At 73.1% G+C, this 18,655-nt stretch carries 19 protein-coding genes; 12 read left to right on the top strand and 7 right to left on the bottom strand.

All coding sequences use genetic code 11. The features are described 5' to 3' along the window. Positions 1–153: 153 nt before the first annotated feature. Entirely contained in the window at positions 154–357 is a 204-nt protein-coding gene (bldC, locus tag ABZT47_RS38010) for a developmental transcriptional regulator BldC (protein ID WP_013133571.1), read from the top strand. Between the two features lie 391 nt (positions 358–748). Here bldC and ABZT47_RS38005 read toward each other — a convergent pair whose 3' ends face one another. Next, a complete protein-coding gene (locus ABZT47_RS38005; protein WP_354853030.1) occupies positions 749–1,375 on the bottom strand; it encodes a TetR/AcrR family transcriptional regulator in 627 nt (208 codons plus the stop codon). A 235-nt stretch (positions 1,376–1,610) separates the two neighbouring features. On the opposite strand from ABZT47_RS38005, the gene ABZT47_RS38000 reads away from it, so the two are divergent. From ABZT47_RS38000 to ABZT47_RS37985, 4 genes are all read left to right on the top strand, one after another. Beyond that, positions 1,611–2,699, top strand: coding sequence for a LacI family DNA-binding transcriptional regulator (locus ABZT47_RS38000; RefSeq protein WP_354853028.1), 1,089 nt, complete (start codon positions 1,611–1,613; stop codon positions 2,697–2,699). 134 nt (positions 2,700–2,833) lie between these two features. Then, a complete protein-coding gene (locus tag ABZT47_RS37995; RefSeq protein ID WP_354853027.1) occupies positions 2,834–3,082 on the top strand; it encodes a hypothetical protein in 249 nt (82 codons plus the stop codon). Positions 3,083–3,189: 107 nt separating this feature from the next. After that, entirely contained in the window at positions 3,190–4,062 is an 873-nt protein-coding gene (locus ABZT47_RS37990) for an N-acetylmuramoyl-L-alanine amidase (protein WP_354853025.1), read from the top strand. Positions 4,063–4,136: 74 nt separating this feature from the next. Next, positions 4,137–5,786 (top strand): beta-N-acetylhexosaminidase, encoded by a 1,650-nt coding sequence (locus ABZT47_RS37985; protein WP_354853023.1) that lies wholly within the window; start codon positions 4,137–4,139, stop codon positions 5,784–5,786. A 24-nt stretch (positions 5,787–5,810) separates the two neighbouring features. Here ABZT47_RS37985 and ABZT47_RS37980 read toward each other — a convergent pair whose 3' ends face one another. From ABZT47_RS37980 to ABZT47_RS37970, 3 genes are all read right to left on the bottom strand, one after another. Further along, positions 5,811–6,896, bottom strand: a complete 1,086-nt coding sequence (locus ABZT47_RS37980; RefSeq protein ID WP_354853021.1) for a quinone-dependent dihydroorotate dehydrogenase — start codon at positions 6,894–6,896, stop codon at positions 5,811–5,813. Between the two features lie 59 nt (positions 6,897–6,955). Further along, positions 6,956–7,663 carry a GAF and ANTAR domain-containing protein gene (locus ABZT47_RS37975; protein ID WP_354853020.1) on the bottom strand — a complete coding sequence of 236 codons (708 nt, stop codon included), beginning with the start codon at positions 7,661–7,663 and terminating at the stop codon, positions 6,956–6,958. 596 nt (positions 7,664–8,259) lie between these two features. Beyond that, positions 8,260–10,359: an MMPL family transporter gene (locus ABZT47_RS37970; protein ID WP_354853019.1), complete on the bottom strand. Its 2,100-nt coding sequence runs from the start codon at positions 10,357–10,359 to the stop codon at positions 8,260–8,262. Positions 10,360–10,472: 113 nt separating this feature from the next. Here ABZT47_RS37970 and ABZT47_RS37965 point away from each other — a divergent pair, with 113 nt between their 5' ends. From ABZT47_RS37965 to ABZT47_RS37950, 4 genes are all read left to right on the top strand, one after another. Beyond that, positions 10,473–10,958, top strand: a complete 486-nt coding sequence (locus tag ABZT47_RS37965; RefSeq protein WP_354853017.1) for a MarR family transcriptional regulator — start codon at positions 10,473–10,475, stop codon at positions 10,956–10,958. Between the two features lie 78 nt (positions 10,959–11,036). Next, positions 11,037–11,585, top strand: coding sequence for an RNA polymerase sigma factor (locus ABZT47_RS37960; protein ID WP_354853015.1), 549 nt, complete (start codon positions 11,037–11,039; stop codon positions 11,583–11,585). 38 nt (positions 11,586–11,623) lie between these two features. Further along, complete coding sequence (locus ABZT47_RS37955; RefSeq protein WP_354853013.1) at positions 11,624–12,874, top strand: hypothetical protein; 1,251 nt, start codon at positions 11,624–11,626, stop codon at positions 12,872–12,874. Between the two features lie 108 nt (positions 12,875–12,982). Beyond that, on the top strand, positions 12,983–13,468 hold the full coding sequence (locus ABZT47_RS37950; protein WP_354853011.1) for a hypothetical protein: 486 nt from the start codon (positions 12,983–12,985) through the stop codon (positions 13,466–13,468). Here the strand turns inward: ABZT47_RS37950 and ABZT47_RS37945 are convergent. Together ABZT47_RS37945 and ABZT47_RS37940 are read right to left on the bottom strand one after the other, a co-directional pair. Further along, complete coding sequence (locus ABZT47_RS37945; protein ID WP_354853009.1) at positions 13,419–14,393, bottom strand: LLM class flavin-dependent oxidoreductase; 975 nt, start codon at positions 14,391–14,393, stop codon at positions 13,419–13,421. The genes ABZT47_RS37950 and ABZT47_RS37945 overlap by 50 nt on opposite strands. Beyond that, positions 14,390–14,812, bottom strand: a complete 423-nt coding sequence (locus ABZT47_RS37940; RefSeq protein WP_354853007.1) for a hypothetical protein — start codon at positions 14,810–14,812, stop codon at positions 14,390–14,392. Before ABZT47_RS37940 ends, ABZT47_RS37945 begins: the two co-directional genes overlap by 4 nt. Positions 14,813–15,077: 265 nt before the next feature. Here ABZT47_RS37940 and ABZT47_RS37935 point away from each other — a divergent pair, with 265 nt between their 5' ends. The 3 genes from ABZT47_RS37935 to ABZT47_RS37925 all read left to right on the top strand — a co-directional run bounded on the left by ABZT47_RS37935 (position 15,078) and on the right by ABZT47_RS37925 (position 18,200). After that, positions 15,078–15,992: an SDR family oxidoreductase gene (locus ABZT47_RS37935; RefSeq protein WP_354853005.1), complete on the top strand. Its 915-nt coding sequence runs from the start codon at positions 15,078–15,080 to the stop codon at positions 15,990–15,992. Positions 15,993–16,186: 194 nt separating this feature from the next. After that, positions 16,187–17,152: a sigma-70 family RNA polymerase sigma factor gene (locus ABZT47_RS37930; RefSeq protein ID WP_354853003.1), complete on the top strand. Its 966-nt coding sequence runs from the start codon at positions 16,187–16,189 to the stop codon at positions 17,150–17,152. A gap of 151 nt (positions 17,153–17,303) precedes the next feature. Then, entirely contained in the window at positions 17,304–18,200 is an 897-nt protein-coding gene (locus ABZT47_RS37925) for an alpha/beta hydrolase (protein ID WP_354853001.1), read from the top strand. A 266-nt stretch (positions 18,201–18,466) separates the two neighbouring features. Here the strand turns inward: ABZT47_RS37925 and ABZT47_RS37920 are convergent. After that, on the bottom strand, positions 18,467–18,655 hold a 189-nt coding region (locus ABZT47_RS37920; RefSeq protein ID WP_354852999.1), incomplete at its 5' end, for a hypothetical protein.

Raw genomic sequence — 18,655 nt, 5'->3', positions numbered from 1 at the left:
CAATCGCTCTACGTGGCTGTATGGTCACATCGGGTGATACCACATATGGTCCAGAAAAATCCGTACTAATGGATCATTGAGGGACATCCGTGACAAGCGCCAACACAAGTCGCAGGATCGCTGTCGCCGGTCCACGGAGGAGAGGCCGCACAAATGTCAGCTCGTACACCCGAGGCCGAGCCACTGCTCACCCCGGCGGAGGTCGCCACCATGTTCCGCGTCGACCCCAAGACCGTTACTCGGTGGGCGAAGGCGGGCAAGTTGACGTCCATCCGCACCCTTGGCGGTCACCGGCGCTACCGGGAGACCGAGGTCCGTGCGCTGCTCGCGGGCATCCCGCAGCAGCGGTCGGAGTGAGGCGGAAGCCGCCAAGGTCCTAGGGGGGAGAACCGGCGCGCTCGCGTCATACATGTGAGTGAGCGCGTCCACAGAACCCATGATCGCGTCAGGCGGCCCGGGCCACCGGGGGAGGAGATGCCCCCGACTGCGCGTCCGGGCGACCACGATCGCGGCCATGGATCCGGTGTGAGCGGCGCCGCCCGCCCGGCGCCACCTCACCCGGTCATGCGGGTGCGTCCCGGTGGGAAACGGATTTAGGGCCTCCACCGCACGGAAGCCCTATCACCGTTCCCCGCACGCGCTCCGCCCTCGAACGGCCCCGCACCCCGCGCCCGGACAATGCCGACAGGGCTTCCTGCCCGTGCCTCCGCGGACGCCGGGCTCGCCGGCGAACCACCGGCCCATTCCTCTACTCTTCCGCCTCCCGGCCCCCGTCCTCACCCGGGAAGTCCGCGAGCGACACGCCGGTCCGGCCGTCGTGACGGGCGGCGACCTCCAGCAGCGCCACCATCTGCTCGACGAGCAGGCGCTCCAGCTCGGGCCGCTCGATGTCGCGGTTCTCCAGCCAGTCGAGCCCCGCCGTCTCGACCGAGGCGATCCACGCCCGCAGCGTCGCGCGCAACGCCGGGCTCGGCTCGCTCACCCGTAACTGGTTGGTGATCATCTTGAACAGGCGCTGGCGGACCCCCTCGACGATCTCGCCCACCTCGCCCGCCCGGTTGGCCGGCCCGCCGCGCAGCAACGCCGCGAACCCGGCCGCGTGGTCCTCCACGAAGTCGAAGTAGCGGGTGAGCCCCGCGGCCAGCTCCTCGAAGGCGGTGCCGCCGTGCACGGGCCGCAGCCGTTCCTCCAGCTCCAGCGCCGCACTGCGCAACGCGGCGACGTACAGCTCCTGCTTGCCCCCGAAGTAGTGGTAGACCAGCGCCCGGGAGGCTCCGGCGGCGCTGGCCACGTCGTCGATCGAGACATCTTCGGCATCGCGCTTGCTGAACAGCTCCAGCGCGGCGGCCATGAGCTCCTCGCGGCGACGGTCCACGCTCAGTCGTCGCCGGACCGGGCGTCCGTCACCAGGATCGGCGCTGTCTCGCTCACCTGGGGCCCTTGATGTCGCACCCACAATGCGCACACTATCGAAGGCGGTGCCGGATAACGCGGCCCAAATGACCATCTGCCGAGCCGCGCAACACACCCGTACCCTCAACGCGACTCGATCGTTTGGTCTGACAGGTGCACATCCACTCAGCGTGGGGAGAACCATGTCAGGACCGTCCATGCAGGCGACCGATCGGTACCGTCCCGATCTCGGCGCGGCCGAAGGAGGGCTGGGCGACGCCCAAGGGCCCCGTCCCCGGCCGACGATCCGGAACGTTGCAGAACGCGCGGGCGTCTCGAAGTCGCTGGTCTCCCTGGTGCTGCGGGGCTCGCCTCATGTCAGCGAGCACCGGCGCGAGGCGGTGCTGCAGGCGGCGCGGGAGCTCGGCTACCGGCCCAACGCGGTCGCGCGCAGCCTCGTCGAAGGACGCACCCACCTGGTCGGCGCGCTCGTCGCCGATCTGCACAACCCGTTCTACGCGGAGTTCCTCGACGGGTTGCAGGAGAGCCTGCACGGCGACGGGCTCCGGCTGCTGATCGGCAGCGGCCGCTGGGACCCGGCCTTCGAGGAGGAGGCCGTCGAGGCGTTCCTCGAGCTGCGGGTGGACGGCCTGGTGCTGCTCGGCGTCGCGCCGTCCAGCGAGACGCTGGCCGAGGCCGCCGCCTACACCCCGACGGTCGTCGTCGGCGAGCGCGACGTGGACCTCGACGGCGTGGACATCGTCGTGGACGACGACCAGCTCGGCGCGCGGCTCGCCGTCGACCACCTGGTCGAGCTGGGCCACCGGCGCATCGCGCACATCGAGGGCACCCCTTCCTCCTCGGCCCGCTTCCGCTGCGAGGGCTACCTGGTCGCGATGCGCAGGCACGGGCTCGCGCCGCACATCATGGTCGAGCACGGCGACTTCACCGAGGAGGGCGGCCGTCGCGCGGCTCGCGCTCTTCTGGAACGTACCCCCCGGCCCACGGCGATCTTCGCGGCCAACGACATCGTCGCCCTCGGGGTGCTGGTCGCGGCGAGCGAGCTCGGCCTGCGCGTCCCGGAGGACCTGTCGGTGGTCGGGTACGACAACACCCACCTGGCCGCGGTGCACCACATCTCGCTCACCTCGCTCGACCAGCCGAGACGGGCGATGGGCAGGTCGGCCGCCGCTCTGCTGAGCGACCGCATCACCGACCCGGGCAAGACCGCGCGGCTGCGCCAGGTGACGCCGCGCCTGGTGGTGCGGCACAGCACCGGCCCGGCTCCAAGTGATCCCCAAGGCTAGGTCAACATCCGAGGGATCGGCACCGTCCCCGTGTTGACTCGTAGCATGGCGCCGGCCCCGGCGCGCCGGACCGGTCCATCGGCCCGCGGCTGTCACGGGGGCAGCGGGCGGCCGGCGTCCGAGCGGGGGTAGACATGCGTGATCCTGAACTGGTCTCCTGCGCCCAGCGGGCGGCGGCCGAACTCGAACGTGCGTGGGCCCACTGGCGGGCCGCCCGCGGCAAGGACCAGGAGGGCGCCACCGAGTCGGTCGCCAGCTACGTCGCCCATTCCATCGACCATCCGTGGGGCCGGCCGCGCGTCGTCCTCGGCCTGGACGCCGAGGACGCGAGAGAGCTGGCCGCGCTGCTGCAAAGGCAGAATCTGGGCGAGCCCGCCTGGTGATCCTCCGGCGATCCCCGGGCGATCGCGCCGGTTGCCGCATACCGGCCGGTCCATCGCGGCGTTGCGCGTAAGTTGGAGGCGGACGGTCGTCGGCGAAGGGGATCAACGTGACCGGTCGAGCAATGGCCATATCGCTCCTGGCCCTGTGCGGGCTGGGCGTCACGGCGTGCGGCGCCACCGGCGCCGCGGCCACCGGGGCCGACGCGCGAAGCTCCGGCGCGCAGAGCTCCGGAGCGCCCGCGACCGCGCGGTTGAAGAGCGTGTCGGCCGAGCCGGGCGCGTCCTCGGCGCGGGCCGCGACCGACACCGTGACGCCCGCCCGTCCCCTCGCGGGCAAGGTCATCGTCATCGACCCCGGGCACAACGGCGGCAACTACCGCCACCCCGAGGTCATCAACAAGAAGGTCAACGTCCTCACCCAGTGGAAGCCCTGCGACACCACGGGCACCGCCACCAACGACGGCTACTCCGAGGCCGCCTTCACCTGGGACGTCGCGAGTCGCATGGTCAAGCTGCTGAAGGCCAAGGGCGCCACCGTCCGGCTGACCCGCGACGGCAACTCCGGCGTCGGGCCGTGCATCACCCAGCGCGCGGCCATCGGCAACAAGGCCCACGCGAACGCCGCCATCTCGGTGCACGCCGACGGCGCGCCCGCGTCCGGCCACGGCTTCCACGTCATCATGCCGAAGAAGATCAACGGGCCGGTCGACCCGGTCGTGGCCCGGTCCAGGAAGCTCGGCCTCGCGCTCCGGGCGGCCTACCACGAGGGCACCGGCATGCCGTACTCCACCTACATCGGCAAGAGCGCGCTCGACTTCCGCAGTGACCTCGGCGGGCTCAACCTGTCCACCGTGCCGAAGGTCTTCATCGAGACGGGCAACATGCGCAACGCGAGTGACGCCGCCAAGTTCAGGGACCCGCGCTTCCGCCAGCGCGTCGCCGCCTCCCTGGTCGACGGCCTCGAGCGCTACCTCGGCTGAGGTACTTCCGGCGCCGCGGCGAGCGGCGCCCGCCCACTTCGGCCCGATCATGAGCGGAATGGCATGATCTGAGAGTGGTCGATCTGATTCCTGGCCCTCGTCTGGTGCGCCCCGCTCCCGGCTCGTTCGCGTTCACGCCCGGCGGCCTGGTGTCAGGCCCGGCGGAGCTGACCGGCGCCGTACGGCGTGCGCTGGCCGTGCTCGACCTCGCCGGGGCGGCCGGAGGCGCTGAGACGGCGCCTGGGGCCGCTATCACCGTAGAGCGGGACGAACACCTCGCCGCCGAGGCGTACGCCGTCACAGTGACGCCTGAGGCCGTGCGCATCGTCGCCGGGGACGCCGCGGGCGCGCTGTACGCCGGGCAGACGCTGCGCCAACTGCTCCCCGCGGCGGCGTTCCGGTCGGCGGCCGTGCCGGGCACGGCCTGGACGGCGCCCTGCGTGCACATCGAGGACGCGCCGCGGTTCTCCTGGCGGGGCGCGCATCTGGACGTGTCCCGGCACTTCCTGCCCAAGCGCGAAGTGCTCCGCATGATCGACCTGCTGGCCGTCCACAAACTGAACCGCCTGCACCTGCACCTGGCGGACGACCAGGGCTGGCGCGTCGAGAGCCGGGCCTACCCGCTGCTGCACGAGATCGGCTCGCACCGCGCGCGCACGACCACGGCGCACTTCCACGGCGAGCAGCGGTTCGACGGCACCCCGCACGGCGGGTACCACACCCTGGCCGACCTGGCCGAGATCGGCGCCTACGCGCGGGCCAGGGGCGTCACCGTCGTCCCCGAGATCGACGTGCCCGGCCACGCCTCGGCCATCCTCGCGGCCTACCCGCACCTCGGCGCCGACCCCGCCGCCTCCCACGAGGTGCTCGACCGCTGGGGCATCTCCCCGGCGATCCTTTCGCCGCTGCCCGGCACCGTGGACTTCCTGGCGGCGGTCTTCGCCGAGATCGTCCAGGCCCTCGGCGAGGTGCCGTACTTCCACATCGGCGGCGACGAGTGCGTTCTGGACGACTGGGCGTCCTCCGCCGAGATCACGGCGTACCGCGAGTCCCTGGGGCTGGACACCCCCGCCGAGCTGCACGCCCGTTTCCTGCGCGAGCTGGCCGACGTGCTGGCCGGGCTCGGCTGCCGCGCGGTGGTGTGGGACGAGGCGTTCGTCAGCGGCGAACTGCGGGCGGACACGATCGTCATGCCCTGGCGCGGCATGGGCGTCGGGCGGCGCGCCGCGGCGGCCGGTCACGACATCGTGGCGACCCCGGTGTTCCCGCTGTACTTCGACTACGCCGAGGCGGCCTCGCCGGAGGAGCCCGTGGCCATCGGCGACACGGTCACCGTGGCCGACGTCGCGGCGTTCGAGCCGGTGCCGCCGTCGTGGACGCCGCAGGAGGCCGGCCGGGTGCTGGGCGCGCAGTTCCAGCTGTGGACCGAGCGCATCCCCGACGGCCGCACGCTGGACTACCGGGCCTGGCCGCGCGGCTGCGCGCTGGCCCAGATCACCTGGTCGGGCCAGGCCGCCGGCTTCGCGGCGGCGCTGCCCGCGCACCTTTCCCGGCTGGACGCCTACGGCGTGGAGTACCGGCCCGTGGAGGGTCCGAGGCCGTGGCAGCGCGGCGGCACGGGCGACCGGCGGCACCGTCCCGGGGCGGTGCCGGTGGCGGAGGTCATGCGGCGCCTCGAGGAGATGACCCACGAGGCCGACTCCACCCGTCCCAGCCTGGGCTGACCGCCGCCCCTCACCGGCAGGGCGTCAGGCGGCCCGCTCGCGGCCGACGCGGCCGACCAGCTCACCGACGGCGGAGTAGCCGTGGCGGCGCATCCGGCGGGCGAGCCCCCGGTTGATCCGCCAGGCCCACAACGGCCCCTCGTAGATCATCGCGGTGTAGCCCTGGACGAGGGTGGCGCCGGCCAGCAGCCGCTCCCACACGTCGTCGACGCTCTCCACGCCGCCCACCGACACCAGCGCCAGCCGGTCGCCGACGCGGGCGTACAGCCTGCGCAGCACCTCCAGCGAGCGCGCCTTGAGCGGACGCCCGGACAGGCCGCCCGCCTGCGCCGCGCCGGCCGCCTCGGCGTCGGACAGCCCTTCGCGGCCGATGGTGGTGTTGGTGGCGATGATGCCCGCGAGCCCCAGCTCGACGGCGAGGTCGGCGACGGCGTCGATGTCGTCGTCGGCCAGGTCGGGGGCGATCTTGACCAGGAGCGGCGTGCGCCCCGCGGCCCGCCGCACCTGCGTCAGCAGCGGGCGCAGCACCTCGACGGCCTGCAGGTCGCGAAGGCCGGGGGTGTTGGGCGAGCTGACGTTCACCACCAGGTAGTCGGCGAGCGGGGCGAGCCTGCGGGCGCTCGCGACGTAGTCGCGCACGGCGAGCTCCGGGGGGATGACCTTGGTCTTGCCGATGTTCACCCCCACCACGACCGGCAGGCTCCGCGGGCGGCCCAGCCGGCGCGCGGCGTGCTCGGCGCCCCGGTTGTTGAACCCCATGCGGTTGACGACGGCCCGGTCTGCGACCAGCCGGAACAGCCGCGGGCGCGGGTTGCCCGGCTGTGCGTGGGCGGTGATCGTGCCGACCTCGACGTGGCCGAAGCCGAAGGCGGCCAGCCCCTCGACGCACGCGGCGTCCTTGTCGAACCCGGCCGCGAGCCCGAAGGGGCTGGGGAAGTGCACGCCGAACGCCTGGACGCGCAGCGCCTTGTCGCGCGGCGCCAGCCTTCGGTGGAGCCGGCGCTTCACGACGGGGGCGAGCGAGAGGACCCGGAGCGCGCGGATGGTCAGGTGGTGCGCCTTCTCGGCGTCGAGCCTGCGGAGCACCAGCGCGAAGAGCAGTCGATACATCACCGCCCAGGGTATCCGGGTTCGGCCCGGCCGGCGTCCGGCCGGGGCCGGCCGGACGCTCAGCCTCCCGGAGGCGTCTGCTCGCCCAGGATCTCGGCGGCCAGGTCGGCGACGCGGCGGCGGCTGTCGCGGGCGCGCTTGCGCAGGCCGGTGAACGCCTGGGCCGCCGTCAGGTCGTGCTTGCCCATGAGGTAGCCGATCGCCCGTTCGATGACGATGCGGTAGTCCAGCGCGTATTGCAGCTGATCGGCCAGCGCGCTCTTCTCCTCGGCCTTGACCGCGGCGGCCAGCACCTCCTCTATGACGTGGGCGTAGGCGAGCAACGCCTGGGTGTCGGACTCCTCCCAGTCATGCGGTTCGGCCTGGTACACGTTGAGCGTGCCCACCGGGCCGTCCCCGAGCCGCACGGGCACGCCCGCGACCGCGCGCACGCTGGGATGCAACAACTCGGCGAGGTCGGGCCATCGCTCGTCCTTCTGGACGTCGTAGGTGGTCACCGCGGCGTTGGTGAAGAACGCCGACACGCACGGCCCGTGGCCCACGGCGGCCTGCGCATGCTCCAGGCTTTTGCCGGCCTCGTCCGTGGTCACCAGGTAACGCAGCGCCTTGCCCTCGTCGGCGAACATCAGACCCGCTCCGGCGTAGCCGAACAGCCGGTCCACCACGCGCACGATGCGTTCCAAGTGGTGCACGACCCCGGTCGCCTCCGAGGCCTTCTGCACCCCTCTGAGGCTGGCGACCAGAGCCTCCGGATCTATACGTGTCATTTCCCATCCTCTTGTTACCTTCGCCCCTGCGCCGGCGCGGTCATGGAGAGGCATGCGTTTTCGCATTGCTTCTGCCCGAAATCGGGCACAACAGTCCAGCTTTCGCGGACGCCGAAGAGCGACAACCCGAAATACCCGGACGGCGTGGCGGTCCGGAGCGGGAATCAGGTACGCCGAACACACCGTCTGACGGACGGGAATGATCGACGAGCGCGCCCGACGGCATGCGGAGCCTCAGCGCGCTTGACATGGTCAACGCCGGTGCCAATGGCGGTGCCACCTCCATATGAGGAAGCTCCGCGGACACAGGGCGGAATGATCTGCGGCAAAGCGTAGTGCGGCACGATGACTAGAGCCAAGTGGTTCGCACACCTGGTGGAAAGAATCATCGTGGCCGATTGCGTCCGCCGCGGCTCGTGCGGCTCGCGCCGCCCGCGCACCGCGACGCGGGGCTCCTGTTCAGCCTACGCAAGACAGGGCACCACCTCGTCCGCGTCGCGGAGGAGGTGGTGCCCTGTCTTGGGGCGGCCGGCCCGCCGACCGGCCCACGAACCGTCAGGGGCCGCGGATCTCGCCGGGGGGCGGCTGTTGGACCGTTACCGGACGGACGCCTCGTGGACGTGGCCCTCGCGACCGGCCTCGGGCGCCGTCCGCCCCGGCGTGCCGGGCCACCAGAACCGCTCGCCCAGCAGGGTCACCAGGGCCGGGACGAGCACGCTGCGCACCAGCAGCGTGTCCAGCAGGACGCCGAAGCCGACGATGACCCCGATCTGGGTGAGGGTGATCAACGGGAGCACCCCCAGCACGGCGAACACCGAGGCGAGCAGGATCCCGGCGCTGGTGATCACGCCGCCGGTGACCGCGAGCGCCGCGACGATGCCGCCCCTGGTGCCGAGCTCCGGCGTCTCCTCCCTGGCCCGCGTGGTCAGGAAGATGTTGTAGTCGACGCCGAGCGCCACGAGGAACAGGAAGCTCAGCAGCGGCACGCTGAGGTCGAGCGCGGGGAAGCCGAAGAAGTGGGTGAAGGCGAACCATCCCGCCCCGAAGGCCGCGGCGAAGCTGGCGACGACCGTCAGCACCAGGGTCACCGCCGCCACCACCGACCGCAGCAGGGCCAGCAGCACCAGCAGCACCACGGCCAGCACCAGCGGTATGACCAGCCTCTGGTCACGGGCGGCGGCGTCGCGGTCGTCGAGGTCGGAGGCCTCGGGGCCGCCGACCACCGCCTGTGCTCCGGGCACGGCGTGGACGGCCGCGCGCATGGCCCTGATCGCCGCGAAGCTCCGCTCGGTGCCCGGCTCGGCGGCGAGCACCGCCTCAGCCCGCGTGTACTGAGGCGTTCTCTCCACGATCGTGACGCGGGGGCTCCCCGAGATGCCGGCGGCCGCGGCCCGCACCTGCTCGGCGGCGGCCGTCCGGGAGATGATCACCACGGGCTGCGCGCTGCCCGCGGGGAAGGCACGGGTCAGGGTCTCTTGGCCGGCGATGGCCTCCACCCGGTCGCGGAAGCGCTCGGTCTGCGCCAGGCCGCTGCGCACGCCGAACGTCCCGGCCGCGAGCACGGCGAGCAGGCCCAGGCTGACGGCGGCCATCAGGGCCGGGCGCCGGGCGACCGCGCCGCCGACGCGCGCCCACGGCCCGGTGCGCGCCGGGTCGTCCTGCCCGGCCTTCGGCGCGAACGGCCAGAACAGCCCGCGGCCGAAGCACACCATGGCGGCGGGCAGCACCAGCAGGGCGTAGGCCACGGCGGTGACGATGCCGATCGCCCCGGCCGCGCCGATGCCCCTGTTGAACGGCGAGAGCGCGAAGGCGAGCGTGCCGAGGGCGAGGGTCACGGTGGCGGAGCTGGCCAGGATGGCGGGGGCGGCCGAGCGGACGGCGCCGGTCATGGCCGCGTGCCGGTCACCGTGCAGGCGGAGCTGCTCGCGGTAGCGGGCGATGAGCAGCAGGGCGTAGTTGGTGCCCGCGCCGAACACCAGCACCGAGGTGATGCCGAGGGTGGAGTCGTCCACGGTCAGCCCGGTGGTGCGGGTCAGGACGGCGACGACCTTGGCCGCGACCTGGTCGGCCACGCCGATCACGCTCAGCGGCACCAGCCACAGCCAGGGGCTGCGGTAGGTCAGCAGGAGCAGCAGCGCGACCACCGCCGCCGTGACGGCGAGCAGGGTGATGTCGGCGCCCTGGAAGACCGCGGCCAGGTCGACCTGGAAGCCCGCCCCTCCGGTCACCTCGACGCGCGCCCCCGCGGGCAGCCCGTCCCGGCCCACGGCCCGGATCTTGCCGACCACCTCGGCCAGCCGGGCGTTCGACAGGTCCCCGGCCAGCGGCACGGTGAGCAGAGCGACGTCTCCCTTGCCGGAGTAGACGGGCGGCGGCGTCCGCCCGCCGACGGCCAACGCCGCCAGCTCGCGGGCGTCGGAGCCGACGGCGGCCCGGTCCTGGCCGGTCAGCGCGCCATCGCGGCTGTAGACGACGAGGGCGGGCAGCACCTGGCCGCTGGGCAGCTCCTGCCGCAGGCGGACCACGGTCGCCGACTCGGCTCCCTTGGGCAGGGCGGCGGCCGGGTCGGTGTCGACCTCGGCCGCGCCGCCGAAAGCGAGCGCCAGCCCCGACAGCAGCAGGGCCACCGCCAGCGTCGCCCACTTGCCACGGGCACCCCACAGCGCCGTCCAGCCCATATGCTCTGGTCGTCTCATCGCGGTCGTCCCATCGCAGTCGTTTAAGTGGTGGAATATTTCTACGATGGAAAGATTAGGTCGCGAGGAGCTCCCCGGCAACCGCGCGCGCACGCGACGACAAGGAGGCCACCGTGAGGGCAGACCAGCCCGGCGGCGACGCCGCGAGCCCTCTTGAGCTGATCACCATGATGCGGCGGCTCAACGTGGAGCTGGACCGGTTCGTCGAGCGGTTCGCCGTGGACCACGGCCTGCACCGCACCGACCTGAACGCCGTCGTGGTCATCATGGACGCGGCCCGCGACGGACGGCCCCTCACCCCCGGCGCCCTCGGCGCCGCGCTCAACCTCAGCGCCCCCGCGACCACCGCGCTGCTGAACCGGCTGGAGCAGGCCGGCCACGTCCAGCGCACACGCAGCGAGACCGACCGCCGCAAGGTCGAGCTGGCCCTGCAGGCCCAGGCCATCGCCCTGGCCAAGGAGTTCTTCACCCCGCTCGCCCGGCACCTGTCGGCCTCGCTGGAGGAGTTCGGCGACGCGGAGCGCCAGGTGATCCACCGCTTCCTCACCTGCAGCATCCGGGCCTCCGTCGCCGCCCGCGGCGCGTCCGCCATCGACTGAGGTCCCTCCACGCGGCCGCGTCGCCCAGGTTCTCGCGCGGAGACGGTAATCGGGGGCCGTCTGGAGGGACTACTGGTCGTGGACGATCCCGAAGAACGATTCACCGCCCTCTACGACCGGCACTACCGAAGCGTCCTGGGCTACGCCCTGCTGCGCGCCGAGCACGCCGTCGCTGAGGACGTCTCCAGCGAGACCTTCCTGATCGCCTGGAGACGGCTGGACGAGCTGCCCGAGCCGTCGCTGCCCTGGCTGCTCGGCGTCGCACGCAACCTTCTGGCCAAGCAGCGCGACTCCGGCCACCGGCGCCGGGCGCTGGTCGAGCGCGTCGCGGCCCTCACGACCGCGCAGGACCACCAGAGCTGGGACGTCGCCGAGCACGTCGTGGACAGGGAGGCCGCGCTCGCCGTGCTGGCCTCGCTGCCTGAGCAGGACGTGGAGGCGCTGGCGCTCGCCACCTGGCACGGGCTGCCGCCCGACCAGGCCGCGGCCGTCATGGGCTGCTCGACCCGCACCTACAACGTCCGGCTCCACCGCGCGCGCAAGCGCCTGCGCAAGGCACTGCGCGCCGAGCCGCCCGCGCGTCCGCACCCGCGCGCCCCCCATGGCCGGTTCCTGGAAGAGGCCTGATGCCGCACCCCTCAGCACGCCCGCACAAGGAGCACGACGTGACCGACCAGATGTTCGCCCGGCTCAAGCCCTCCGTGATCGACGAGCTGACCGAGGAGACCTACCACCGCCGCCGCGCCGCCGACCTGGCCCGCGCGCTCGCCGCCCCCCGCGTGGCCGGCGCCCCGCCCGCCCGGCGGCCGTTCCGCCGCGTGCCGGCGCCCGGCCGCCCGCTCCTGCTGGTCGCCGGCGCCACCGCCGCCGGGCTCGCCGCCGCGGCGATCGTCGTCCCGGGCCTGGCCGCGCCGCCCGCCCGTCCGGGCACGCCGTCCGCGTCCGCGACGGCCGGCGCCACCGCCCCGCCCATCCTGGACGCCCGTTCGGTCCTGCTGGCCGCCGCCGCGACCGCGGAGCGCGCACCGGCCGCGTCGGGCCGCTACTGGTACACCCGCGAGCGCGTCGCCCAGAAGGTCCGGGAGATCCCCGGCCGGTACGAGACCGCGATGAAGGCGCTGGCGGCCGAGCTGCAGGCCAAGCGGCGCGAACTGGCCGGCGACCCCGGACGGCTGAAGGCCTACACCGAGGACTTCGAGCGCAGGGTCACCGAACTGAAGCAGACCGCCGCGTCGTCGTCGGCCGTGCCGTTCGCCGCCCTCACCGAGGAGACGCAGGAGTCCTGGCGGGCCCGCGAGAAAGGCGACCACAACCGCACCATGCGTGACGGGCAGGACAGGGTCGTCTTCGCCTCCCCGGCCGACGAGGCGAAGTGGAAGCGGATGGGATCGCCCAGGCTCACGCAGGACAGGCCGCGGAGCCAGGACGACGACCTGGATCTGGTGCTGTCCATCGGCAACCCGCAGCTGACCATCCGCAACGTGTCGCGGCTGCCGGCCGACGCCGGCGAGCTGGCCGGCCGGCTGCGCGAGCTGTACCGGCGGAACGCCGCCGACCGGCCCGAGGAGAGCACCTACGCCTTGTACCTGTGGCAGACCGGCCTGGACCTGCTGACGGCGCCGATCACCCCGGGGACGCGGTCGGCGCTGTTCCGCGTGCTCGCCGGAGAACACGGCTTGGTGTCCGAGGGCCAGGTCACCGACGCCCTGGGGCGCGCCGGTGTCGCGCTTTCGGTGAGCGGGCCGGGGGACGACGGCGAGGAGGACGCGATCGGCTACCGGTTGGTCCTCGACGCCGCGACGTCGCAGGTTCTGCAGTACGAGGTCACCGAGAAGGGGAGCGGCACGCCGCTCCTGCGCGTCGCCTACGGGGACATGGCCTGGGTGGACCGCCTCGGCGAGCGTCCGCGCCGCTGAGAACACCGGCACGTCCAGGGGTGCTATTCGATTGCAGCGCGGGATCAAGGGAGGTGCAAGCGACCCCGAGCACACTGCGGTCATCACGAACAGAAAGGACCGCCTCCGATGAGGATCACCCGCACCCTGACCGGCCTGGCCATCGCCTCCGCTTTCGTCGCGCTCGCTCCCCTCGCCGCGAACGCCGAGGCCGGCTCGTCGGACGCGGTCGCCGCCCACACCCGAACCTGGGGCTCCTACTACGCTCCCTCGCACGCGGCCAAGGCCCTCGGCTCCCTCACCGCCACGGGCGAGGACCACGCGGACCTCCCGGTCGCCGCGACCGTGAAGATCTCCGGCAAGGTCACCGACCTCACCCGCAAGGCGGCGTGCGGCTGGGCGGTCTTCCGCATCACCTACCGCGACGGGACGAACCTGCCCTTCAAGGAGCAGAGCGTCCGCGACTGCTCCTACGGCTCCCCCAAGCCCTTCTCCCTGCGCTACCGGAACGTCTACCAGGTCGAGCTGAAGGTCTGCTCGGAGCGCAAGGCCGCCAAGCCCTCGCTCAACTGCCTGTACGCGGGGACGTGGAAGACGCTGTACCTGTCGAAGTGAGCGCGGCGAGCAACTCCATCTGGCGGAGCTGCTCGTCCACCGAGGAGGCGGCGACGCGGCACACCACGTGCCGCGCCCCCGCCTCCGCGTAACGCGCCAGCGTCGCGGCCACCCGCTCGACCGGCCCGGCGACCATGAGCTGGATGGTCCGCACCAGCTCGTACGGCCGGCCGTAGGTCGCCTGGCAGTAGGCGGAGAGCTCCCGCTCACCCCGCTCGGGGTCGTCGGTGACCAGCACGGTGACGAACAGCGCCGGAGTGACGGCGCCGGGGTCCCGGCCCGCCGCCTCGGCGGCCCGCCGGACCGCCGCCAGGCCCGTCCGGTAGCCGCCGACCTCGGGCGGGTAGGGCAGCCAGCCGTCGTAGAGCCCTCCCGTGCGCCCCAGCGCCGACGGGCTCCCCCCGGCCAGCCAGATCGGCGGCCCATCCGGCCGGTACGGCGGCGTGGACTCCGGCAGCTCCGCGAGGCGCAGCACCCGGCCGTGGAAGCTCCGCCCACCCGACCACAGGGTCCGCCAGAGGGCCACCGTGTCGTCCAGGCGGGCGAAGCGGCGTTGCCAGGGCACCTCCGACACGGCGTACTCCGGCTCGGAGCGGCCGGGGAAGCCCGCGCCGACGGCCACGACCAGCCGACCGGCCGACAGGTGGTCGACCGAGGCCAGCTCCTGCGCGGCGGTGACCGGACGGCGGAAGGCGGGCAGCAACGCCGCCGTGCCGAGCGTCACCCGTTCCGTCACCGGGGCGAGGGCGGCCAGCATGGCCAGCGGCTCGATCCGCGCGCCGAGCAGGGTGTCGTTGACCCACACCGAGTCGAAGCCGAGCCGTTCGGCGTGGACGCCGACCTCCACCAGCCGCCGGGCGTCGGCCCACTGGCTCGCATTGGTGGGCAGCAGCACGCCGAGGCGCGTGCCGGCGAGCCCGGTCATGCGCCCGGGAACTGGTAGTCGGCGGCGATGCGGCCCTCCTCGTCGAGCCGGAGGAACTCAAGGCCACCGCCCACCGCCTCGCCGCCGCCGACCGTCACCATCTCCCAGGAGAAGGTGACGACGTCCCGCAGGCGGACGGCCGCGTCCCTCGCGCGGAAGGTGTACTCCCCCGGCGCGACGAACTCCTCGTAGGCCCGCGCCACCCGCCATTCGATCGCGTCGTGCCCGTGGGCCTCCAGGGCGCTGGAGGCGAAGCCCAGGCCGGCGGCGGCCTCCCGCATCTCCTGGGGCGGCTGGAGGATGTGGGCGCCCCCTTCGGCCCACAGCTCTCGCACGGCCTTGCGGCGCGCCTCCGGGTCCGGCTCGTTCCACATGGCGACGTATCGTCCGGCCAGGTCGCGCACATCGATGTCGATCACTTCTGCTCCTTGTCCAATGCTGTTCACGGCCCCCGGGAACCCCGGCGCCGTCCGCGGATGCGGGACCGTGCGGCACCCGGGAAGCCCGCGGGCCGTTCGGCGGTACCCGGGAGGCACAGGGCGTTCGCGGTACCCGGGAATCGTCGGAGAGGGGGCCGGGGCCCGGCAATTCCGTCCGGGGAATGACCGGGCGGCCGGCGGCGCCGCCCGGGACGCGCCGGGGGACCGCCGGGAAATGTCGGTGGGGACTGCCACGATCGGGGGCATGAGTGAGAGCTTGAGCGGGAAGGTGGCCCTGGTCGCGGGGGCGACGCGCGGAGCGGGGCGGGCCATCGCGGTCGAGCTCGGCGCCGCCGGGGCCACGGTGTACGTGACCGGCCGCAGCACGCGCGGCCGGCGGTCCGAGATCGACCGGTCCGAGACCATCGAAGAGACCGCCGAGCTGGTCGCGGCCGCCGGCGGCGAGGCGATACCGGTGCAGGTCGACCACCTGGATTCCGACCAGGTGAAGGCCCTGGTCGAACGCATCGACCGCGAGCGGGGCCGGCTCGATGTGCTGGTCAACAACATCTGGGGCGGCGAGAAGCTGTTCAGCTGGGATCAGAGGCTGTGGGAGCACTCGCTGGACACCGGCCTGCACATCCTGCGGCTGGCGATCGACACCCACATCGTCACCAGCCACCACGCCCTGCCCCTGATGATCAGGAACCCCGGCGGCCTGGTCGTCGAGATCACCGACGGCACCGCCGAGTACAACGCCGAGAACTACCGCGTCTCCTTCTTCTACGACCTCGCCAAGACCTCGGTGATCCGCATGGCGTTCGCGCAGGCCAAAGAGCTGGCCCCCCACGGCGCGACCGCCGTGGCGCTCACCCCGGGGTGGATGCGTTCCGAGATCATGCTGGACAACTTCGGCGTCGCCGAGGCGAACTGGCGTGACGCGCTGTCGGTCGATCCGCACTTCGCCATCTCCGAGACGCCCGCCTACACCGGCCGGGCGGTCGTGGCGCTGGCCGCCGACCCCGACGTCGCGCGCTGGAACGGCGCCTCGCTGTCCAGCGGCGGGCTGGCCCAGGTCTACGGCTTCACCGACCTGGACGGCAGCCGTCCCGACGCCTGGCGCTATCTGGTGGAGGTCCAGGACCAGGGCCGAGCAGCCGACCCCACCGGCTACCGCTGACCCCTCCCGGCCGTCGGACCCTTAGCGCTTTGCGCAGGTAGGGTGGCTTTCTGGTCGCCGCGTGGGCTCGGGGGACACCGCGCGCCGGTTCGATGACGCGGTCGAGATCGGGAGAATCCGGCGGACATCGAACTTTCCGGCGGGGCGCCGCATCCGGTGGGCGGGGCGTCCAGGGCCACGGAAAGGAGAGCGGTGTGCTGCCCGAGGCGGAGTCAGACGTCGAACTCGTGCTCGCCGCGCGGTCGGGGGACGCGGCGGCGCTCGGCCTGCTGGTCTCCCGGCACCTGGCCGGCATGAAGGCGGTCGCGCTGAGCGTGCTCGGCTACGGGCCGGACGCCGAGGACGTCGTCCAGGACGCCACGCTGGTGGCGATGCGCCGCATCGGCGAGTTGCGCGACCCGGCGGCCGTCGGCCCGTGGCTGCGGGCGATCGTCCGCAACGGCTGTCGCATGCGCCTGCGGGAGACCCGCGCCGTGCCGGTGGACGACATGGAGACCCTGGGCCTGCCGTCGGCCGAGCCGACGCCGGAGGATCTTCTGCAGGACCGCGCGCTGCGCGACTGGATCTGGCACGCGCTGGACGAGCTGTCCGAACCGGTGCGCCTGGTGGCACTGTTGCGCCACTTCAGCGACGTGTCGTCCTACGAGCAGATCGCCGCGCTGTGCGGCGTGCCCGTCGGCACCGTCCGCAGCCGGCTCAGCCAGGCCAGGGCCAAACTGACCGAGGCGCTGCGGCGCACGGCCGACCTGGCGCACGACGACTCCGCCGCCTTCACCAGGGCGCGCCGGCGGGAGGCCGAGGAGATGCTGGCGGCGGCGCAGCGGGGCGGGTTCGCCGGGGTCATCAGGGAGCACTGGCGGCCCGACGTCGAGTTCATCGGCCCCAACGGCGAACGCGCGAGGGACGATCGCGCGTTCGCGCTGCGCGGCATGGAGACCGACCTCGCGCACGGCGTCCGCCAGCGCATCGCCAACGTGGTGGCCGGCCGGGACCTGACGATCTGGGAGGCCGACCTGATCAGCCCGCCGGACGACCCCGCCCACTGCCCGCCCGGCGTGGTGTGGCTGCACGTCCTGCGCGGCGGCCGGGTCCAGCGCCTGCGCCTGTTCCACCCCCGCCCCGCCGGCCCCACCCCTGGCTCCGGCCCTTCGGCCGCCTGAACCCGTCCTTTGTGAAAAAAGACGACGGGAGACCGAACTTCTCCCCCGGTCGGCGCATCCGGTCGGTGTTGGCACGGACCGGCCGGGAGGCCGGGTCCGTGATCTCGCTGACGCCCGGTTCCGCCGGGCCATGATCGTAGGGAGAAGAAGGATGGTTTCCACCGCCACCGGCGCGCTCGCGCGGGGGACGCATGAGATCGTCATCGACGGGGTGCGGCAGGTGTTCCACATCGCCGGCTCCGGGCCCGTGTGCGTGGCGCACTCGGGCGGGCCGGGCATCGCCTGGGAGTACCTGCGCGTCCCGGCCCTGGAACGGCATCTGACCATGGTCTACCTCGAACCGGTCGGCACCGGCGACTCCGGCCGCCTCGCCGATCCGCGCGACTACCGGCTGGAGGTCTACGCGCGGTTCCTGCACGGGGTGATCGAGTACCTCGGCGCGCCGCGGGTCTTCGTGCTCGGGCACTCGCACGGTGGGTTCGTCGCGCAGCGGTACGCGCTGGACCACCCCGACCGGGTCGCCGGCCTGATCCTGTTCGGCACCTCGCCGGTCACCGGGGAGGAGTTCTGGGGCGCCGCGATGGCGGAGGTCGGCCGGTTCCCCGAACGCCACCCTGGCCGGCCGGAGGCGTCCGGCGTTCCCGGCGCCTTCCAGGAGGCGCTGGCCGCCGCCACCGACGAGGACTACACGACCTCGCTCCGCCGGATCCTGCCGCTCTACTTCGCCGACTACTGGGCCCACGCGGAGGCGCTCGCGCCGATGCGGGACGGTCTGCGCGCGTGGATCGACCCGATGCGCGGGGAGGAGCCGGCGCCGTTCGACGTGCGGGACGCGCTCGGCTCGATCGCGATCCCCACGCTGGTCGTCGCCGGAGCCCATGACTTCATCTGCGGCACCCGCTGGGCCAGGCTGCTGCACGACGGCATCCCCGGCTCGCGCCTCACCGTCCTGCCCGACAGCGGCCATATGGGCCACCTGGAAGAACCCGAGGCGTTCACCCGCGCGGTCGCCGGCTTCGTCCGGGAATCGGCACAGGCCGAACGCTGACCGTCCACCGGCGGCGGGCCGATCGCCAGGCGGCGGGCGCCCGCGCGACCGGCCCGTCGTGCGACGCCGCGCATCAGGCGGCGGCGTGGCGTCCAGGCCGGCGGCACTCCGGCATGCGGGTGGACCCCCGGCGCGTGGGGCGCCGGGGGTCCACGGTGGGATCACCCGATCCGGAGTGTCCGGCCGCGCTCACCGGCTCTGGCCTGCCGCGGGACGGTGGCCGCCGGTCTCGGAGGAGCCGCGGTGGGTGGTCGGGAGAGAGTGGCTTAGAAGAAGTTGCGGTACTGGCCCCAGTCGTAGTGGCCGCGGTAGCCCTCGCCGACGCGGATGCGGAAGTCGTCGAAGCTTCCCTTGCGGAACTTGCCGGTGAAGTGGGAGGCGCCGTAGCGGCTGCCGCGGTAGATGCGCGAGTGCCAGCCGTTGTCGTCGTGCCACTGGAAGTCGATGTAGGAGTA

This window comes from Sphaerisporangium sp. NPDC005289 (assembly GCF_040607455.1).
GTDB lineage: Bacteria > Actinomycetota > Actinomycetes > Streptosporangiales > Streptosporangiaceae > Sphaerisporangium > Sphaerisporangium rhizosphaerae.
The sequence above is the reverse complement of the archived record's forward strand: the minus strand, read 5'-3'. Positions and strand labels throughout refer to the sequence as shown.